At 63.2% G+C, this 15,603-nt stretch carries 17 protein-coding genes; 14 read left to right on the top strand and 3 right to left on the bottom strand.

All coding sequences use genetic code 11. The features are described from left to right. Positions 1–149: 149 nt before the first annotated feature. The 4 genes from ACF8EA_RS20250 to ACF8EA_RS20235 are packed head-to-tail and all read left to right on the top strand — an operon-like array spanning position 150 to position 2,749. Positions 150–938 carry a ParA family protein gene (locus tag ACF8EA_RS20250; RefSeq protein WP_021785200.1) on the top strand — a complete coding sequence of 263 codons (789 nt, stop codon included), beginning with the start codon at positions 150–152 and terminating at the stop codon, positions 936–938. Continuing rightward, positions 938–1,831 (top strand): CheW domain-containing protein, encoded by an 894-nt coding sequence (locus tag ACF8EA_RS20245; RefSeq protein WP_021785201.1) that lies wholly within the window; start codon positions 938–940, stop codon positions 1,829–1,831. The genes ACF8EA_RS20250 and ACF8EA_RS20245 overlap by 1 nt, the downstream gene beginning before the upstream one ends. A 41-nt stretch (positions 1,832–1,872) precedes the next feature. Then, on the top strand, positions 1,873–2,352 hold the full coding sequence (locus ACF8EA_RS20240; RefSeq protein WP_003254393.1) for a chemotaxis protein CheW: 480 nt from the start codon (positions 1,873–1,875) through the stop codon (positions 2,350–2,352). A 1-nt stretch (position 2,353) separates the two neighbouring features. Next, positions 2,354–2,749, top strand: a complete 396-nt coding sequence (locus tag ACF8EA_RS20235; RefSeq protein ID WP_103462219.1) for a DUF2802 domain-containing protein — start codon at positions 2,354–2,356, stop codon at positions 2,747–2,749. A 114-nt stretch (positions 2,750–2,863) separates the two neighbouring features. Here the strand turns inward: ACF8EA_RS20235 and ACF8EA_RS20230 are convergent, their stop codons facing one another. The 3 genes from ACF8EA_RS20230 to ACF8EA_RS20220 form a co-directional block, all read right to left on the bottom strand. Further along, a complete protein-coding gene (locus ACF8EA_RS20230) occupies positions 2,864–5,575 on the bottom strand; it encodes a dermonecrotic toxin domain-containing protein (RefSeq protein WP_392523079.1) in 2,712 nt (903 codons plus the stop codon). Between the two features lie 67 nt (positions 5,576–5,642). Beyond that, complete coding sequence (locus ACF8EA_RS20225; RefSeq protein ID WP_021785204.1) at positions 5,643–5,981, bottom strand: EscU/YscU/HrcU family type III secretion system export apparatus switch protein; 339 nt, start codon at positions 5,979–5,981, stop codon at positions 5,643–5,645. Further along, entirely contained in the window at positions 5,978–7,534 is a 1,557-nt protein-coding gene (locus tag ACF8EA_RS20220) for a flagellar hook-length control protein FliK (protein WP_392523078.1), read from the bottom strand. The genes ACF8EA_RS20225 and ACF8EA_RS20220 overlap by 4 nt, the downstream gene beginning before the upstream one ends. A 267-nt stretch (positions 7,535–7,801) precedes the next feature. On the opposite strand from ACF8EA_RS20220, the gene ccmA reads away from it, so the two are divergent. The 10 genes from ccmA to ACF8EA_RS20170 are packed head-to-tail and all read left to right on the top strand — an operon-like array spanning position 7,802 to position 15,147. After that, complete coding sequence (gene ccmA, locus ACF8EA_RS20215; protein ID WP_103462222.1) at positions 7,802–8,434, top strand: cytochrome c biogenesis heme-transporting ATPase CcmA; 633 nt, start codon at positions 7,802–7,804, stop codon at positions 8,432–8,434. Further along, entirely contained in the window at positions 8,431–9,099 is a 669-nt protein-coding gene (gene ccmB, locus ACF8EA_RS20210; RefSeq protein ID WP_012051653.1) for a heme exporter protein CcmB, read from the top strand. The genes ccmA and ccmB overlap by 4 nt, the downstream gene beginning before the upstream one ends. A gap of 46 nt (positions 9,100–9,145) precedes the next feature. Next, a complete protein-coding gene (locus ACF8EA_RS20205; RefSeq protein WP_021785207.1) occupies positions 9,146–9,913 on the top strand; it encodes a heme ABC transporter permease in 768 nt (255 codons plus the stop codon). Next, positions 9,910–10,086 (top strand): heme exporter protein CcmD, encoded by a 177-nt coding sequence (gene ccmD, locus ACF8EA_RS20200; protein ID WP_021785208.1) that lies wholly within the window; start codon positions 9,910–9,912, stop codon positions 10,084–10,086. Before ACF8EA_RS20205 ends, ccmD begins: the two co-directional genes overlap by 4 nt. After that, complete coding sequence (gene ccmE / locus ACF8EA_RS20195; protein WP_021785209.1) at positions 10,083–10,538, top strand: cytochrome c maturation protein CcmE; 456 nt, start codon at positions 10,083–10,085, stop codon at positions 10,536–10,538. The genes ccmD and ccmE overlap by 4 nt, the downstream gene beginning before the upstream one ends. An 11-nt stretch (positions 10,539–10,549) precedes the next feature. Continuing rightward, positions 10,550–12,523 (top strand): heme lyase CcmF/NrfE family subunit, encoded by a 1,974-nt coding sequence (locus ACF8EA_RS20190; RefSeq protein WP_189638497.1) that lies wholly within the window; start codon positions 10,550–10,552, stop codon positions 12,521–12,523. Beyond that, positions 12,520–13,056, top strand: coding sequence for a DsbE family thiol:disulfide interchange protein (locus ACF8EA_RS20185; RefSeq protein WP_392523077.1), 537 nt, complete (start codon positions 12,520–12,522; stop codon positions 13,054–13,056). The genes ACF8EA_RS20190 and ACF8EA_RS20185 overlap by 4 nt, the downstream gene beginning before the upstream one ends. After that, positions 13,053–13,529: a cytochrome c-type biogenesis protein gene (locus ACF8EA_RS20180; RefSeq protein ID WP_021785211.1), complete on the top strand. Its 477-nt coding sequence runs from the start codon at positions 13,053–13,055 to the stop codon at positions 13,527–13,529. Before ACF8EA_RS20185 ends, ACF8EA_RS20180 begins: the two co-directional genes overlap by 4 nt. Beyond that, entirely contained in the window at positions 13,522–14,718 is a 1,197-nt protein-coding gene (ccmI, locus tag ACF8EA_RS20175) for a c-type cytochrome biogenesis protein CcmI (protein ID WP_392523075.1), read from the top strand. The genes ACF8EA_RS20180 and ccmI overlap by 8 nt, the downstream gene beginning before the upstream one ends. 12 nt (positions 14,719–14,730) lie before the next feature. Next, the gene (locus ACF8EA_RS20170) at positions 14,731–15,147 is read left to right on the top strand and encodes a hypothetical protein (RefSeq protein WP_021785213.1); all 417 of its coding nucleotides are present in this window, start codon (positions 14,731–14,733) and stop codon (positions 15,145–15,147) included. The last annotated feature ends 456 nt before the right edge of the window (positions 15,148–15,603 follow it).

The raw sequence follows: 15,603 nt of genomic DNA, 5'->3' as shown, positions 1-15,603 counted from the left end.
GCGAAGCCAGCGACTCGGTGAATGGCACCGGCTGCGCCGGTGTTCGCGGTCCTGCACGCTCACACTGAGGGGCGTGCAAGCTTTGAAGTTTTGCGCATGACAGTTGTATCTACAGTGTCCCTGCCAAATCAATAGATAGAGTTTGCTTGATGAGAGTCTGGGCAGTAGCCAATCAAAAAGGTGGCGTCGGCAAGACCACCACTACCATTGCCCTGGCCGGCCTGCTGGCCGAGGCCGGCAAGCGCGTGGTCGTCGTCGACCTCGACCCGCACGGCTCGATGACCAGCTACTTCGGGCACAACCCGGATGCCTTGGAGCACAGCTGCTACGACCTGTTCCTGCACAAGGGTGCGGTGCCCGAAGGCTTGCCCGGGCAACTGCTGCTGCCCACCAGCGATGAGCGCATTTCGCTGCTGCCGTCGAGTACCGCGCTGGCGGTGCTGGAGCGCCAGTCACCAGGACAGAATGGCCTGGGCCTGGTAATCGCCAAGAGTCTGGCGCAGCTGTGGCAGGATTTCGACTATGCCCTGATCGACAGCCCACCCTTGCTGGGGGTGCTGATGGTCAATGCCCTGGCCGCCAGCCAGCAGCTGGTGATCCCGGTGCAAACCGAATTCCTCGCGGTGAAGGGCCTGGAGCGCATGGTTGGCACCTTGGCCATGGTCAACCGCTCGCGCAAGCAGGCGCTGCCGTACCAGATCGTGCCGACCCTGTTCGATCGTCGTACCCAGGCGTCGCTGGGCACCCTCAAGCTGCTGCGTGATGCCTATGGGCAGCATGTATGGCAGGGCTACATCCCGGTGGATACGCGCTTGCGCGATGCCAGTCGCAAGGGCGTCACGCCCTCGCAGTTCGACAGCAAGAGCCGCGGGTTGATCGCCTACAGGGCGCTGCTCAAGCACCTGCTCACCTACAAGAACGCAGTGCAGGTGGCCTGATGACTCAAACTCGGCAAACCAGCACCCGGCCCCAGATGGCCCTGCAATCGTACCTGGACGGCTTGCTGCAGGAGGCCACCGAGGCCGAAGACCTGAGCGAGCCGCCGGCAGTGACGGATGAATTCGCCGAGGCGGTGCGTGAGGAGCAGGCACGCGATGCCCGGCAATCGGCCCGGCCTGAGCCCGCCGTGGCTGCCGCCAGCCTGGCCCCGCGGCCGTTCGCCGAGCCCCGCCTGGCGGTACTGCCGAGCCTGATGCCGGTGGAAGCCCCGGTGGTGACGGTGGTCGAGCAGGAGATCGTGGCCGAAGCCAGCATTCCGGTACTGGTCGAAGAGCAAACCGTGGAACCGGCTGTGCCGCTGGTCGATGTGCATCTGCCGGCGCCCAACCTGCCCGTACCGCCGGCCACTGTCGACGGTCGTCCGGCATGGGCGGCCGAGCCATTCGAATGCCTGCTGTTCGACGTTGCCGGCTTGACCCTGGCGGTGCCGTTGGTGTGCCTGGGCTCGATCTACACCCTGGCTGGCCAGGAGCTGACGCCACTGTTCGGGCAGCCCGACTGGTTCCTCGGCATCCTGACCTGCCAGGCTGGCAACCTGAAGGTGCTGGACACTGCGCGTTGGGTAATGCCTGACCGCTACCGCGATGATTTTCGCCAGGGCCTGCAATACGTGATTTCGGTGCAGGGCTACGAATGGGGGCTGGCGGTGCATCAGGTCAGCCGCTCGCTGCGCCTGGACCCGTCGGAGATCAAGTGGCGCAGCCAGCGTGGCCAGCGCCCGTGGCTGGCCGGCACGGTAATCGAACACATGTGTGCACTGCTCGACGTCGCCGCACTGGCCGAGCTGATCGCCAGCGGCGCGGTCAAGCAGATGCACGCGAAACAGAAATGACACAGAACATACCGCCAACGGCGGATTTTGAGGGTAGGGGAATGAAAAAGTCGTCTGCACAAGGTTCCGAAGATCCGATCCTGCAGTGGGTTACCTTCCGTCTGGACAACGAGTCCTACGGCATCAATGTGATGCAGGTGCAGGAAGTACTGCGCTACACCGAGATCGCCCCGGTGCCGGGTGCGCCGAGCTACGTGCTGGGCATCATCAACTTGCGCGGTAACGTGGTGACGGTGATCGACACGCGTCAGCGTTTTGGCCTGATGCCGACCGAAGTAACCGACAACACCCGTATCGTCATCATCGAAGCCGACAAGCAAGTGGTCGGCATTCTGGTCGACAGCGTGGCCGAAGTGGTTTACCTGCGCCAGTCCGAAATCGAGACCGCGCCGAACGTGGGTAACGAAGAGTCGGCCAAGTTCATTCAGGGCGTGTGCAACAAGAATGGCGAGCTGCTGATCCTGGTCGAACTGGACAAGATGATGACCGAGGAAGAGTGGTCCGAGCTGGAGAACATCTGAGTTGATCCTGCAGGTTGCTGTCATCTTCCTGGTACTGGCATGGGCGCTGAGCCTGTGGTTTTTCCTCAACTACAGCAAGCGCCAGCGCGAGCTGGCTGCGCAGCAGGCGGAGGGCGATGCGCTGCGTGACCAGCGTATCAAGGACTTGGCCAAGCGTCTGGATGACTACCAGAACGTTACCGTACGTATGGGTGAGGCCATCCATGAGCTGCGTGAGGCGGTGGCCACCCTGCCAGACCGGCTGGAGCGCCTGGAACAGCGCGACCCGAGCAACGTTACCTTTAGCCAGGCGGCCAAGCTGGTGGGGATGGGGGCGAGTATCGATGAGTTGACCCAAAGCTGCGGCCTGACCCAGGCCGAGGCGGAGTTGATGAGCAAGGTTTACCGGGCTCCTTGACTGGGGCTGGCAGGTAGCCTCGGCAGCAGGTTCGTCGCCTGGGAAACCGAGCGTCGCCCACGCGCCGCTCGATCTGAAGGTGCCGCCGGGCCCGCTCAGTACCCGCTGTTCATTTCAGTTGCGAACCCAGGAATGGTTGCCGCCGACGCTGGCGAATCGGTTCAGGGGCAGCAGTTGCCTCAGGGCTGTATTGGCTTGCGAAGGGTTGATGAATGGATAGCTGTTGACGCGTGGCATGGTGTGCAGGTTTATGATCTGGCGCAGGGTCCGCAACCCGGGTAGATGGCGATCGACCACTTCGGTGAGCAGTGCCGGCCCGGTGAGGTAGCTGAGCGTATTGGCATAGCGGTAGAAACCGCTCGGGTCCTGTTCCAGGCTCGGCCGGCTATCGTAGAAGTCTGCATGGGTCTGGTAACGTGCGAGCATTTCATCAGAGATCGCATCCAGCAGCGGGTTGCCGGGGTGGCTACCAATGAGGCTGGTGTTGTACAGGCAATTCATGCTCATTTTCTCGTTGGACATTGGCGGTGGCAGCAGCAGCCCATCGGGTGGGGTGCGCAGTTCGACCTGATCGATCGTTTCGCCCTTGCCGTCCGGCAGCAGGAAATCGTCTACGTCCATGTATAGCCCACCCTCATGGTGCAGCATTCGGTAGCGCAGCACATCCGTCGCCGACGCGTAATTGGTGGCGATGCCACCGTTGCCATCCAGTGCTGCATCGTACTGTGCGTAATAGCGGCTTTGGCGGAAGGCCCGGAAGAAACCTTGCTCTTCAAGCGGCAATACCCGCAGCCCTGGCGCCCGGGCTGCCAACAGGCTTGCGTTCTGTTCGTAGGCGGTAGGTGAAGCCTTCGACAAAAACAGGCGCATGCTGTATTCACTGTCGCTCAGGCGCGCGGCGTTGGCGGCAATGTTGGCCAGCAATGGCTCGCTAATGACTTTGTCGCCGACCCAGAGGCTGGAGATAAGTTTGGGGATGGGGGCGCTGTCCGGGGCCGGTGTTGGGATGGTTACTGGCAGTGGCAGGTCCACACCCAACGCGCGCAAGGTGCGGGTGCGCATGGCGTCGGTGACAGGGCGCTGCCTGTCGAGCGCTACAAGGTCACGGCTGCCAGGTACCGCGATGTAGGCTTGCGGCTCGACCTCGTTGACGGATTCCTTGATGATGAATGCGTCGTGCTCCAGGTCATAGACCACGCGTGCATTGTAGGTTTCGATGCTGCATTCCAGGTCGTCCAGTTCGCCATCGTAGTGCGGCAAGCGTATCACCGCGCCGGCAACAGCCGGGTCACCTTCGTCAAGTGGTGTAATCGGCTGGTGGTTGTGGAAGTACTCTGCGCCTTCTGGCTCGGGAAGCCGTGGTGGACTGGTCGGGCTCAACGGATAGCCGAGTTGCCCGTTGACCTCGCGCGGCATGACAAAACCATCGCTTTTGAACTCGAACAGGGCCTTGATGCCTGCGCTGCCCTCCGTTGCCAGCGGTACGGCGTTGAACAGCCCCCAGGCGATGTCGCCAACCCCATCCTGTTTGGCTTTCAGGCTGTGGCCATTGATCACCTGATCCAGGCCCAGGCCCAACTGGGCAATACCTCCGAGCGCCAGCAGTGGCGCCAGCCCCGGCACCACCAGGCACAGTGGCGCCAGCAGGTTGAGCGTGTTGGTGAGGTAGCCTCGCCATCTGGCTTTGGTAACCTGGCTATCGGTGGTGATGACAAAATCGGCATCGTCGTAGCTGCGCTGGCGCTGGCGCTCGGTCAAGGCTGCGAACATATCCCCGGTCAGTTTGGGGTTGTATTTGCCAGGTTTGTAATTCACGTAGGTTCTGGGAGGCCAGACGCCATCATCGTTGAAATAACCGTGTTCCGGCGGCAGGCGGTGCCGGTCCGGGTAGTCGCCAAGGCCCTCTAGCGCGGTGTCCAGGCCGCTGAAATCAAGGCCCTGAGGGCGGTCGGCGAGCCTGAAGTGTTGTTTGAGTGCTTCGCGTCGGGCGGGGTCCTTGCACTGCTCGCCTACCCAGTCCTTGAGCAGGTTCTCGCTGGCGAATTCGAGCAAGGGCGAGCTGTTGCCTGGCATGTACAGCAGGGTCAGATCGCTGTGGGGGGCATTGATGTACAGCAGGTCGGTGGCCGCATAGCCATAGATGCTCAGCGTGCTGACCCGTATCTTGAAGCGCTGCGGCATCATGCCGGCGGCTTGCCATGCCAGCTCCCTGGCGGCATCGCTCAGGCGCCCCTGGCTGACCTGGGCGTTGCAGGCGGCGATGAAATTGAGCTTGCTGGCCAGGCGGTGACTGTCCTGGTGCTCCTGCCAGTAAGCGTCGAGCATGGCTTTGAACGGCTGGTGAAAGTCCAGCGCTTCGATGAACCGCTGGAAGGCTTCAGCCGGAACCTGAATGTGGGTCGAGGCATCGTAACGGGCAGGGGACGATCGCTGGAACAGGCCGTTGTACACTTCGAAGGCTGCGCCCTGATGGCCAAAGCCCAGCGCTGGCAGGCGATCGACCAGCCTCAATGGCCCTTGGGGGAAGGTGCCTGCCCAAGGGTTGGCAAACAACGCGCCAATGAGGTTGTTATCGGACTCCCCTTGCCAGTTGCCCAGCAGCGCCTGGGTCATGCTCTGTGTCTGCTGGACCGCTGCCACATACCCTTGGTCATCCGGCCGGTAGTGCAGGGTGACCACCTCGACGCGATCGGGGTCGATATCCACACCTTGCCCGGCAAGCCACTGCCGGATCAAGCGATTCGCTTCGCGGTCCGGGCGTGGGATGTTGGCCAGATGGTCTACTACGAATTGCACACCTTGGGCGTTGATTCTGCTGTCGATCATGACGGTCACCTTGTACGTGGGAGGCCGACAAGGTTGGGCGCATGGTGGGAGAGGGGGTGGTAGATAGTTACCGGCCAGTGCCGGGCAGCAGGGGCAATGGCGGGGTGATATCGTGCTCTTCCGGAGGCGCATCGTCGAAACCGGCGGGTACCTTGCCGCGCAGTTGCCAGGCGAAGGCGATGATCTCGGCAATGGTCAGGTACAGCGCCTCGGGTATTTGATCGCCCAGCTCCAGCCGTGCCAGCAGGCGTACCAGCTCGGCGTTTTCGTAGATCGGCACTTCGTGTTCGCGGGCGAGTGCAAGGATGGCCTCGGCCAGTTCCTCGTCGCCCTTGGCGGTGAGGGTCGGTGCCTGATGGCCGTCGTAGTTCAGCGCTATGGCTTGGCGTGGCGTCGTGTGGCTCATGCGGTTTCATCCACCCAGCGTTGTTCCATACGTGTGCGTGGCCCCTGCGGCGGAATGCCCGGGTAGCACTCCAGGTCGCCGACTTCCAGGCCCCGGGCCAGCAGGCGCTCGCGCAGCTCGCCAAGCTGGGTTTCGATCAACCGCGCGGTCTGCTCGCGCTCCGCCCATAGCTGCCCGCTCAGGCGGCCCTCGCTCAGTTGCGCCTGTACTTGCATGGGGCCGAGCGGGGACAGGTCGAAGGCCAGCTCGATGCGCCACAGGGCTTGCCGAGGGTCTTGGGCTTTGTATTGGCGGTCGGCTTGTTGTTCCGGGGATTCTTCGCGCTGCAGTTTGACTTGCAGTGGGATGAAGTCCTGGCCGTGGCGGATCGGCACTTCGGTTTGCCAGGTGGTCTGCAGGTTGCCGTTTTCCAGCGTGCCGGTTTGTTGCAGGCTGCTCATGGCGTGGCTCTGCAAGCGTGAAACGGCAGCAGCAGCCAGGCGCAGCAACTGTTGCAGGTCGCCTTCGTCCTCCAGGGCTTTTAGCAGTCGCGACGGTAACGGGAAAGCTCCCGGCTGCGGCTTGGGGCTGACCCGTTCGAGCATGCCCAGTGCGCTGCGCGCCAGTGCCGGCATGGTCACGGCCAGGCTGGCGGGGTTGAGATTGGTGGCGCCCGCCGCAAGGGCGGGAGCCTGGTCCATCAGCCGCAACAAATGCGCCTTGAGGTCGGTGGCGACGCTGGCGGTGGATCCACTCAGCAGCTTTGCCTCGAGAAAGCCGCCGCTGTTGTTCAGGGCCTGGGCCACTGCCTTGGCGTCGCCCAGTTGTCGGGCGTCCGGCAAGCCGGCCAGCAGGCGTTCGGCACTGGCGCGCAGGTCGCCATCGACGCCTGGGTCGCGGGTGAGTTGTTGCAGGGCGTTGAGCAGGCCTGGCAGCGAAGCTTGGCGGTTTTGTTGGGTCAGCAGCTGTTGGGCAATGCTGAGTTGGTCCTGCCTGCCGCTGAGCGGCACGAAGCGCAATGACTGATCGCCCTGCACCAGGGCGCTGAGCAGGCTGCCAATGGCCAGCGGGCGCGGGCTGTCGATGCTCAGTGTGGCACCGGCCTGGGCGCTGTTGAGCAAGCTGACCAGCGCCCGGTACACGGCCGGTTGGCCGGGTGCCTGGGCCAGCGGCTGGTTGGTCAGGACCTTGCCTTGCAGCAAGGTGCCGACCGGCACCTTGCTGGTGTCCAGCTGGGTGAGGGTGGACACCTGGCTGGCGCTTGCCTGTTGCAACATGATCGCAAGGCGATTGCTTTCGGTCTGGCTGACGGTGATCTGGCTGCCTTGGGGCAGCGGCTGGCTGGCGTTGGCCTGTAGCTGGGTCTGTACGCCGTTGGCCTGCATCAGCCGTAGCACCAGCTGAAAGTCCTGGCCCGTCTGGCGCAACGATACAACCTCGGCTTGCGCGGTTTCGCCGGGGGCCAGCAGACCGGGCTGCGCCTGGATCAGGCGCAGCAGTTCGCCGGTCATGCCTGCCTTCATGGTTTGGCTGCTGATCGCGTTTTGTGCGCCGAGACTATTGATTTCAGTCATGATTGTATACAACCTGTCGAGCCCGGCCTCTTGGCAGCGCGGCGGCGCGTGTAATAATGCCGAGCGCCCGTGGTTGCCAGTATAACGGCAGCGCGCGGGACGACTTGAGACACAAGGGTTCTGGAGCGGTGTTGGCTGCTTCGCGGGTGAACCCGCTCCTACAGGGTTCTGTGCAGTATCCGAGTACTGCGCCGAACCTGTAGGAGCGGGTTTACCCGCGAAACAGGCGACGCTGCTCCAAAGCCCTACTGAAGATAAGGCGAAACCGTGACCCTTCACCTCCAAGCCGCGGGCCTGGCCTGCGAGCGCGACTGGCGCCTGCTGTTCGAGCAGCTCGATTTCGAGCTGGGCGCCGGCGACATGCTGCAGATCAGTGGCCCAAACGGCAGTGGCAAGACCAGCCTGTTGCGCCTGCTGGCCGGGCTGATGCAGCCGACGGCCGGGCAGATTCTGCTGGGTGGCAAGCCACTGGCCGAGCAGCGACATGCATTGGCCAGTGCCCTGTTGTGGATTGGCCACGCCGCCGGCATCAAGGACTTGCTCACCGCCGAGGAAAACCTCACTTGGCTGTGCGCCCTGCACCAGCCGGCTAGCCGCGAGGCGATCTGGGCAGCGCTGGAGGCCGTCGGCCTGCGCGGTTTCGAAGACGTACCCTGCCATACCCTTTCGGCCGGCCAGCAGCGCCGCGTGGCCCTGGCCCGGCTGCATCTGGCCGGCCCGCCGTTGTGGATTCTCGACGAGCCGTTCACGGCGCTCGACAAGCAGGGCGTGGCGCAACTCGAAGCGCACCTGGCGGCCCACTGTGAGCAGGGCGGCACGGTAGTGCTGACTACCCACCACACGCTGGAACGCAAGCCCTCCGGTTACCGTGAACTGAACCTGGGGCAATGGGCGGCATGAGCGTATTCATCCTGTTGTTGCGCCGCGAGGCGCGCCTGTTGTTCCGCCGCCCGGCCGAACTGGCCAACCCGTTGGTGTTCTTCGCCATCGTCGTGGCCATGTTCCCGCTGGCGGTCGGCCCGGAAAGCCAATTGTTGCAAACCTTGTCGCCCGGCCTGGTCTGGGTGGCAGCGTTGCTGGCAGTGTTGTTGTCGCTGGACGGCCTGTTCCGCAGCGATTTCGAAGACGGCTCGCTGGAGCAATGGGTGCTGTCGCCGCACCCACTGGCGCTGCTGGTGCTGGCCAAGGTGCTGGCGCACTGGATCTTTTCCGGGCTGGCGCTGGTATTGTTGGCGCCACTGCTGGCACTGATGCTGGGGCTGCCAAGCCATTGCCTGCCGGTGCTGCTCGGTTCGTTGCTGCTGGGTACGCCGGTATTGAGCTTGCTGGGTGCGGTGGGCGCGGCGCTGACAGTCGGCCTTAAACGCGGAGGTTTGTTACTGGCGTTGCTGATTCTGCCGTTGTATATCCCTGTATTGATCCTGGGCAGTGGTGCGTTGCAGGCGGCGTTGCAAAATATGCCGGCAACCGGCCATCTGCTCTGGCTCGCCAGCTTGACGGCCCTGGCCGTTACCCTGGCACCCTTTGCGATAGCGGCCGGCCTGAAGATCAGCGTCGGCGAATAACGAGTCCCGGGCTCTCAAGCCCGGCAAATACCCTGGATGTACCCTGATGAAAATAAGCTGGACGTGGTTCCACAAGCTGGGCTCCCCGAAATGGTTCTATGCCATCAGTGGCCGCATGCTGCCGTGGCTGGCCGGTGCTGCCGTGCTCCTGCTGCTGGTCGGTATCACCTGGGGCCTGGCCTTTGCCCCCCAGGACTACCAGCAAGGCAACAGCTTCCGCATCATCTATATCCATGTGCCAGCGGCGATGCTGGCGCAGTCCTGCTATGTGCTGCTGGCGGTGGCCGGGGTGGTGGGGCTGGTGTGGAAGATGAAACTGGCTGACGTCGCCCTGCAATGTGCTGCGCCCATTGGCGCCTGGATGACCGCCGTGGCGCTGGTTACCGGCGCCATCTGGGGCAAACCGACCTGGGGCAGCTGGTGGGTGTGGGATGCCCGCCTTACGTCCATGCTCATCCTGCTGTTCCTGTACTTCGGCATTATTGCGCTGGGCCAGGCAATCAGTAATCGTGACAGTGCGGCCAAGGCCTGTGCGGTGCTTGCGATTGTCGGTGTGGTGAATATCCCGATCATCAAGTATTCGGTGGAGTGGTGGAACACCCTGCACCAGGGCGCCACCTTCACCCTTACCGAAAAGCCGGCGATGCCGGCCGAAATGTGGCTGCCGCTGTTGTGCACGGCGCTGGGTTTCTACTGCTTTTTCGGTGCGGTGCTGTTGCTGCGTATGCGCCTTGAAGTGCTCAAGCGCGAAGCACGTGCCAGTTGGGTCAGGGACGAAGTATTGAACAGCCTGGGGCGGAGGCCCGCACAATGAGCTTTGCCACTTTCGGTGACTTTCTCGCCATGGGCCACCATGGGCTGTACGTGTGGTCGGCCTATGGCATCTGCCTGGTGGTGCTGGCACTGAATGTCGCCTCGCCATTGCTGGCTCGTCGTCGCTATTTGCAAGAAGAGGCGCGCCGTTTGCGCCGGGAGAACAACCAGTGAATCCGCAGCGCAAGAAACGCCTGTTGCTCATCGTCGGCCTGTTGGTCGGCGTCGGGGTTGCCGTCGGCTTTGCCTTGAGCGCATTGCAGCAGAACATCAACCTGTTCTATACACCAACCCAGATCGCCAACGGCGAAGCGCCGTTGGACACGCGCATTCGCGCTGGCGGCATGGTCGAGAAAGGCTCGGTACAGCGCTCGGCCGACTCGCTGGACGTGCGTTTCGTGGTTACCGACTTCAACAAGTCGGTACCCATCACCTACCGCGGCATCCTCCCCGATCTGTTCCGCGAAGGGCAGGGCATCGTCGCCCTTGGCAAGCTCAATGCCGAAGGGGTGGTGGTAGCCGATGAAGTGCTGGCCAAGCATGATGAGAAATACATGCCGCCCGAGGTCACCAAGGCGTTGAAGGAAAGCGGCCAGGCCGCTGCCGGCGCAGAGGCCAAGCCATGAACGCAGCGCTGATAATCCCCGAACTGGGCCAGTTGGCGATGATTCTGGCCATCTGCTTTGCCGTCGTGCAGGCCAGTGTGCCGCTGCTGGGCGCGTGGCGTGGCGACAGCCTGTGGATGAGCCTGGCGCGGCCGGCAGCCTGGGGGCAGTTTGCCTTCCTGGTGTTTGCCTTTGCCTGCCTGACCCATGCCTTCATGACAGACAATTTCTCGGTCGCCTATGTGGCCAGCAACTCCAACAGCGCCTTGCCCTGGTACTACAAGTTCAGTGCGGTGTGGGGCGCCCATGAGGGTTCGTTGCTGCTTTGGGCGCTGATCCTCGGCGGCTGGACTTTTGCCGTGTCGGTGTTCTCGCGGCAGTTGCCGCAGGTGATGCTGGCCCGCGTACTGGCGGTAATGGGCATGATCAGCGTGGGCTTCCTGAGCTTCCTGATCATTACTTCCAACCCGTTCCAGCGCCTGCTGCCGCAGGTGCCGACCGATGGTCGCGACCTCAACCCGCTGTTGCAGGACTTTGGCCTGATCGTGCATCCGCCGATGCTGTACATGGGCTACGTGGGCTTCTCGGTGGCCTTTGCCTTCGCCATCGCCGCCTTGCTTGGCGGCCGGCTGGACGCGGCCTGGGCGCGCTGGTCGCGGCCGTGGACCATCGTTGCATGGGCGTTCCTTGGTGTCGGTATCACCTTGGGTTCGTGGTGGGCCTACTACGAACTGGGCTGGGGTGGCTGGTGGTTCTGGGACCCGGTGGAAAACGCCTCGTTCATGCCTTGGCTGGTGGGCACCGCATTGATCCATTCGTTGGCGGTGACCGAGAAACGCGGGGTGTTCAAGAGCTGGACCGTGCTGCTGGCAATTGCCGCATTCTCGCTGAGCCTGCTGGGTACCTTCCTGGTGCGTTCCGGCGTGCTGACCTCGGTGCATGCGTTTGCCGCCGACCCGTCACGCGGCATTTTCATCCTGTTTTTCCTGCTGTTCGTGGTCGGCGGGTCGCTCACGCTGTTCGCCCTGCGCGCACCGGTGGTCAAGAGTCAGGTTGGTTTCGCCCTGTGGTCCCGTGAAACGCTGCTCCTGGCCAATAACCTGGTGCTGGTGGTGGCGGCTTCGATGATTCTGCTCGGTACCCTGTACCCGCTGGTGCTCGATGCCCTGACCGGTGCCAAGCTGTCGGTCGGCCCGCCCTACTTCGACGCCTTGTTCCTGCCACTGATGGCGCTGCTGATGGTGGTGATGAGCGTGGGCGTGGTGGTGCGCTGGAAGGACACCCCGGGCAAATGGCTGGCCAGCATGATGACCCCGGTGTTGATCGGCAGTGCCATCCTTGCCCCGGTTGCCGGCTTTATCGTCGACGACTTCGATTGGCCGACACTGACGGCCTTCGCCCTGGCTGCCTGGGTAGTACTTGGCGGGCTGCGTGACATTTTCGACAAGACCCGCCACAAGGGCCTGGTCAAAGGCCTGCCGGGCCTGGGGCGCAGCTACTGGGGCATGCAACTGGCGCACCTGGGCCTGGCGGTGTGCGCGCTGGGCGTGGTGCTGTCCAGCAACAACAGCGCCGAACGCGACCTGCGCATGGCGCCGGGCGAAAGCGTGGAACTGGGTGGCTACCACTTCCTGTTCCAGGGCGCCAAGCACTTCGAGGGGCCGAATTTCATCTCTGACAAGGGCACCGTCGTGGTCAGCCGCGAGGGTCGTGAAGTGACCACACTGCACCCGGAGAAGCGCCTGTACACCGTGCAACAGTCGATGATGACCGAAGCGGGCATCGACGCCGGCTTTACCCGAGACCTGTACGTTGCGCTTGGTGAGCCACTGGAGAATGGCGCCTGGGCTGTGCGCGTACATATTAAGCCTTACGTTCGCTGGATCTGGCTGGGCGGTCTGCTGACCGGCCTGGGCGGGTTGCTGGCGGCCCTCGACCGGCGCTACCGCGTCAAGGTCAAGACCCGGGTGCGTGATGTCCTGGGCGTGTCTGGAGCAGCTGCATGAAGCGTTGGATCATGGTAGTGCCCCTTGCAGTGTTCCTGCTGGTGGCGGTGTTCCTCTACAAGGGGCTTTTCCTCAAGCCCGACGAGCTGCCTTCGGCAATGATCGGTAAACCGTTCCCGGCGTTTTCCCTGGCTTCGACACAGGGGGACCGTACCCTGACTCAGGCTGACTTGCAGGGCCGCCCGGCACTGGTCAACGTGTGGGCCACCTGGTGTCCGTCGTGCAAGGTCGAGCACCCGTACCTGAACCAGCTGGCACGGCAGGGTGTGGTGATCCATGGGGTCAACTACAAGGATGACAACGCCGCCGCGCAGAAGTGGTTGGCCGAGTTCCACAACCCCTACCAGCTGGATATTCGTGACGAGCAGGGCAGCCTGGGCCTGGACCTTGGGGTGTATGGGGCGCCGGAAACCTTCCTGATAGACGCCAAGGGCATCATCCGCTACAAGCACGTGGGCATCGTTGATGCCACGGTCTGGCGTGAACAGCTGGCGCCGTTGTACCAGGGCCTGATCGACGAGGCCAAGCCATGAAGCGCTGGCTGGCAGCTGCAGTGCTGGGCATGAGCCTGGCCGGTGTGGCCAAGGCGGCTATCGACACCTACCAGTTTCGCGACGAGGCCGAGCGCGAGCGTTACCAACAGTTGACCAAGGAACTGCGCTGCCCCAAGTGCCAGAACCAGGATATTGCCGACTCCAACGCGCCGATTGCTGCCGACCTGCGCCGGGAGATCTTCCGCATGCTCGGCGAAGGCCAGAGCAACCAGCAGATCATCGACTTCATGGTCGACCGCTACGGCGACTTCGTGCGTTACAAGCCGGCGCTCAGCGCGCGTACCTGGCTGCTGTGGTTTGGCCCGGGGATCTTGCTGGTCGGTGGCTTCGTGGTGCTGGCGGTGATCGTTCGCCGGCGCCGTGGCACGGCCGCGCAAGGCGCCGATGAGTTGTCTGCCGAAGAACGCGAGCGTCTCGCCAAACTGCTGGAAAAAGAACAGACCCATGATTGAATTCTGGCTTAGCGCGGGCCTGCTGCTGCTCGCTGCCCTCAGCTTTTTGTTGCTCCCGATCCTGCGTGGCCGCCGTCGCCAGCAGGAAGAAGACCGCACGGCCCTGAACGTGGCCCTTTACCAGGAGCGCATCGCTGAACTGGCGACCCAGCAAGCCGCCGGTGTGCTCGATGAGGCGCAGATGGCCAAGGGCCGGGACGAGGCTGCCCGCGAGTTGCTGGCCGATACCGAAGGCGCCGAGGCCCCGCGCCAGGGGCATTTGGGCAAGGCCCTGCCGCTGCTGGCGGCCGTGCTGGTACCGCTGATGGCGCTGGGGCTGTACCTGCATTTTGGCGCGGCCGACAAGGTGGCGCTGACCCAGGAATTTGCCGAGGCACCCAAGTCGATGGAAGAAATGACCACGCGCCTTGAGCGCGTGGTGCAGGCCCAGCCGGATTCGGCCGAGGCCATGTATTTCCTCGGCCGGGCCTACATGGCCGAGCAGCGCCCGGCCGATGCCGCGCGTACGTTCGAACGGGCCGTGGCCCTGGCTGGGCGCCAGCCCGAGCTGCTGGGGCAGTGGGCCCAGGCCCTGTACTTTGCCGCCAACAAGCAGTGGAGCCCGCAATTGCAGGCGCTGACTGACGAAGCGCTGAAGGCGGACCCCAACGAGGTGACCAGCCTGGGCCTGCGCGGTATTGCTGCGTTTGAAGGCGAGCGTTATCAGGAAGCCATCGACTACTGGAAGCGCTTGCTGGCGCAGTTGCCAGAAGGTGATACATCGCGTGCTGCCCTGCAGGGCGGTATCGACCGCGCCGCCGAGCGCCTGGGTGGCGCGCCAGCGCAGGCTACCGAACCTGCACCTGTGGCGGCTCGCCTGAAAGTGCGTGTGGAGCTGGCGGATGCTTTGAAGGACAAGGTCAAGCCGGACGACACGGTGTTTATCTTCGCTCGCGCCAGCAATGGCCCGCCGATGCCACTGGCGGCCAAGCGTGTGACCGTGGCGCAGTTGCCGATCGAAGTGGAGTTGTCTGATGCTGATGCGATGATGCCGCAGATGAAACTGTCGCAATTTGCCGAAGTCCAACTGGTTGCACGTGTTTCGCGCGCGGGTCAGCCTACCCAGGGTGAATGGATTGGCCGGGGTGCTCCGTTGCCTAGCGCCACCCGGGCTACCCAGCGCCTGACCATCGACACTCCAGACCAGTAAGAGAGCAATGCCATGCATAGCACCGTCCGCCTGACCCTGATTACCCTGGCCTTGGGTTTGTCTGCGTGTACGGTGCACGAGCCGTACGAGCAGCCCGCGCCACCTATCGAGCGTGTGCCGCCGTCGGGGCCGGTGGTCAAGCCCTTGCCGGGCGGGCAGCCTTCCACTCAGCCGAGCAAGCCGGCAGCGATACCCAAGCCCATGCCACGTACCTCGGCCAGCTTTGCGCCACCGCCTGGCGGGGCAAGCCACTGGGATCCCAGGCTGGGTGTATATGTGTTGGAGAAGCAGCCCAATACCTTCTACCGGCAGCGTACCTACTATCGGTTCGATAACGGCTGGAGCTGGTCGTTGAGCCCGAATGGGCCTTGGCAGGAAACTGACAGCAGCGGTGTACCAGGTGGGTTAGGGCGCGCGTTCGCACAGTAACGCTGTTTCTGTATTTACTTCTGCTTCTGCTTCTGCTTCTGCTTTTGATTTTGCTTGTAAGCGCGCGATAGTTCAGGCGACGCAGATTGCGACTTCAGGAGGCCGAGCGCAGGGCTTGCGAAGGGAGGTGACGGGCATGGATGCCCGTCAAGCGCTGAGGCCCCATGGATGGGGCCTTCGGCGCGTACTCCCGGGAGCAAGACCGTAGCGAGGGAACCCCGGAGCGTAGCGCAGGGGCCGGATGATGGGAGCACAGCGTTTTTTGGTTACTTTTTGTCGCGTTTGACAAAAAGTGACCCGCCGTAAGGGCGGAAAGGTGACTATGCGCCACCTGCGTGAATGAATACCTACCCGATGTGAGTGCCCACATCCAAGAAGCAAGAAGCAAGAAGCAAGAAGCAAGAAGCGAACTCGTCTGTTTTGACTCAGCGAACAGTCCATTCGCGATGGCGACAC

The sequence above is a fragment of the Pseudomonas sp. YQ_5 genome, from assembly GCF_043103305.1.
Lineage (GTDB): Bacteria > Pseudomonadota > Gammaproteobacteria > Pseudomonadales > Pseudomonadaceae > Aquipseudomonas > Aquipseudomonas putida_Y.
This window is presented reverse-complemented; position numbering and strand designations above follow the sequence as displayed.

Bases quoted from the DNA above. Each gene is read 5' to 3' on its own strand.
- ACF8EA_RS20250 (WP_021785200.1), top strand. From the start codon at position 150: ATGAGAGTCTGGGCAGTAGCCAATCAAAAAGGTGGCGTCGGCAAGACC.
- ACF8EA_RS20245 (WP_021785201.1), top strand. From the start codon at position 938: ATGACTCAAACTCGGCAAACCAGCACCCGGCCCCAGATGGCCCTGCAA.
- ACF8EA_RS20240 (WP_003254393.1), top strand. From the start codon at position 1,873: ATGAAAAAGTCGTCTGCACAAGGTTCCGAAGATCCGATCCTGCAGTGG.
- ACF8EA_RS20230 (WP_392523079.1), bottom strand. From the start codon at position 5,575: ATGATCGACAGCAGAATCAACGCCCAAGGTGTGCAATTCGTAGTAGAC.
- ACF8EA_RS20225 (WP_021785204.1), bottom strand. From the start codon at position 5,981: ATGAGCCACACGACGCCACGCCAAGCCATAGCGCTGAACTACGACGGC.
- ACF8EA_RS20220 (WP_392523078.1), bottom strand. From the start codon at position 7,534: ATGACTGAAATCAATAGTCTCGGCGCACAAAACGCGATCAGCAGCCAA.
- ccmB (WP_012051653.1), top strand. From the start codon at position 8,431: ATGAGCGTATTCATCCTGTTGTTGCGCCGCGAGGCGCGCCTGTTGTTC.
- ACF8EA_RS20205 (WP_021785207.1), top strand. From the start codon at position 9,146: ATGAAAATAAGCTGGACGTGGTTCCACAAGCTGGGCTCCCCGAAATGG.
- ccmD (WP_021785208.1), top strand. From the start codon at position 9,910: ATGAGCTTTGCCACTTTCGGTGACTTTCTCGCCATGGGCCACCATGGG.
- ACF8EA_RS20185 (WP_392523077.1), top strand. From the start codon at position 12,520: ATGAAGCGTTGGATCATGGTAGTGCCCCTTGCAGTGTTCCTGCTGGTG.
- ACF8EA_RS20180 (WP_021785211.1), top strand. From the start codon at position 13,053: ATGAAGCGCTGGCTGGCAGCTGCAGTGCTGGGCATGAGCCTGGCCGGT.
- ccmI (WP_392523075.1), top strand. From the start codon at position 13,522: ATGATTGAATTCTGGCTTAGCGCGGGCCTGCTGCTGCTCGCTGCCCTC.
- ACF8EA_RS20170 (WP_021785213.1), top strand. From the start codon at position 14,731: ATGCATAGCACCGTCCGCCTGACCCTGATTACCCTGGCCTTGGGTTTG.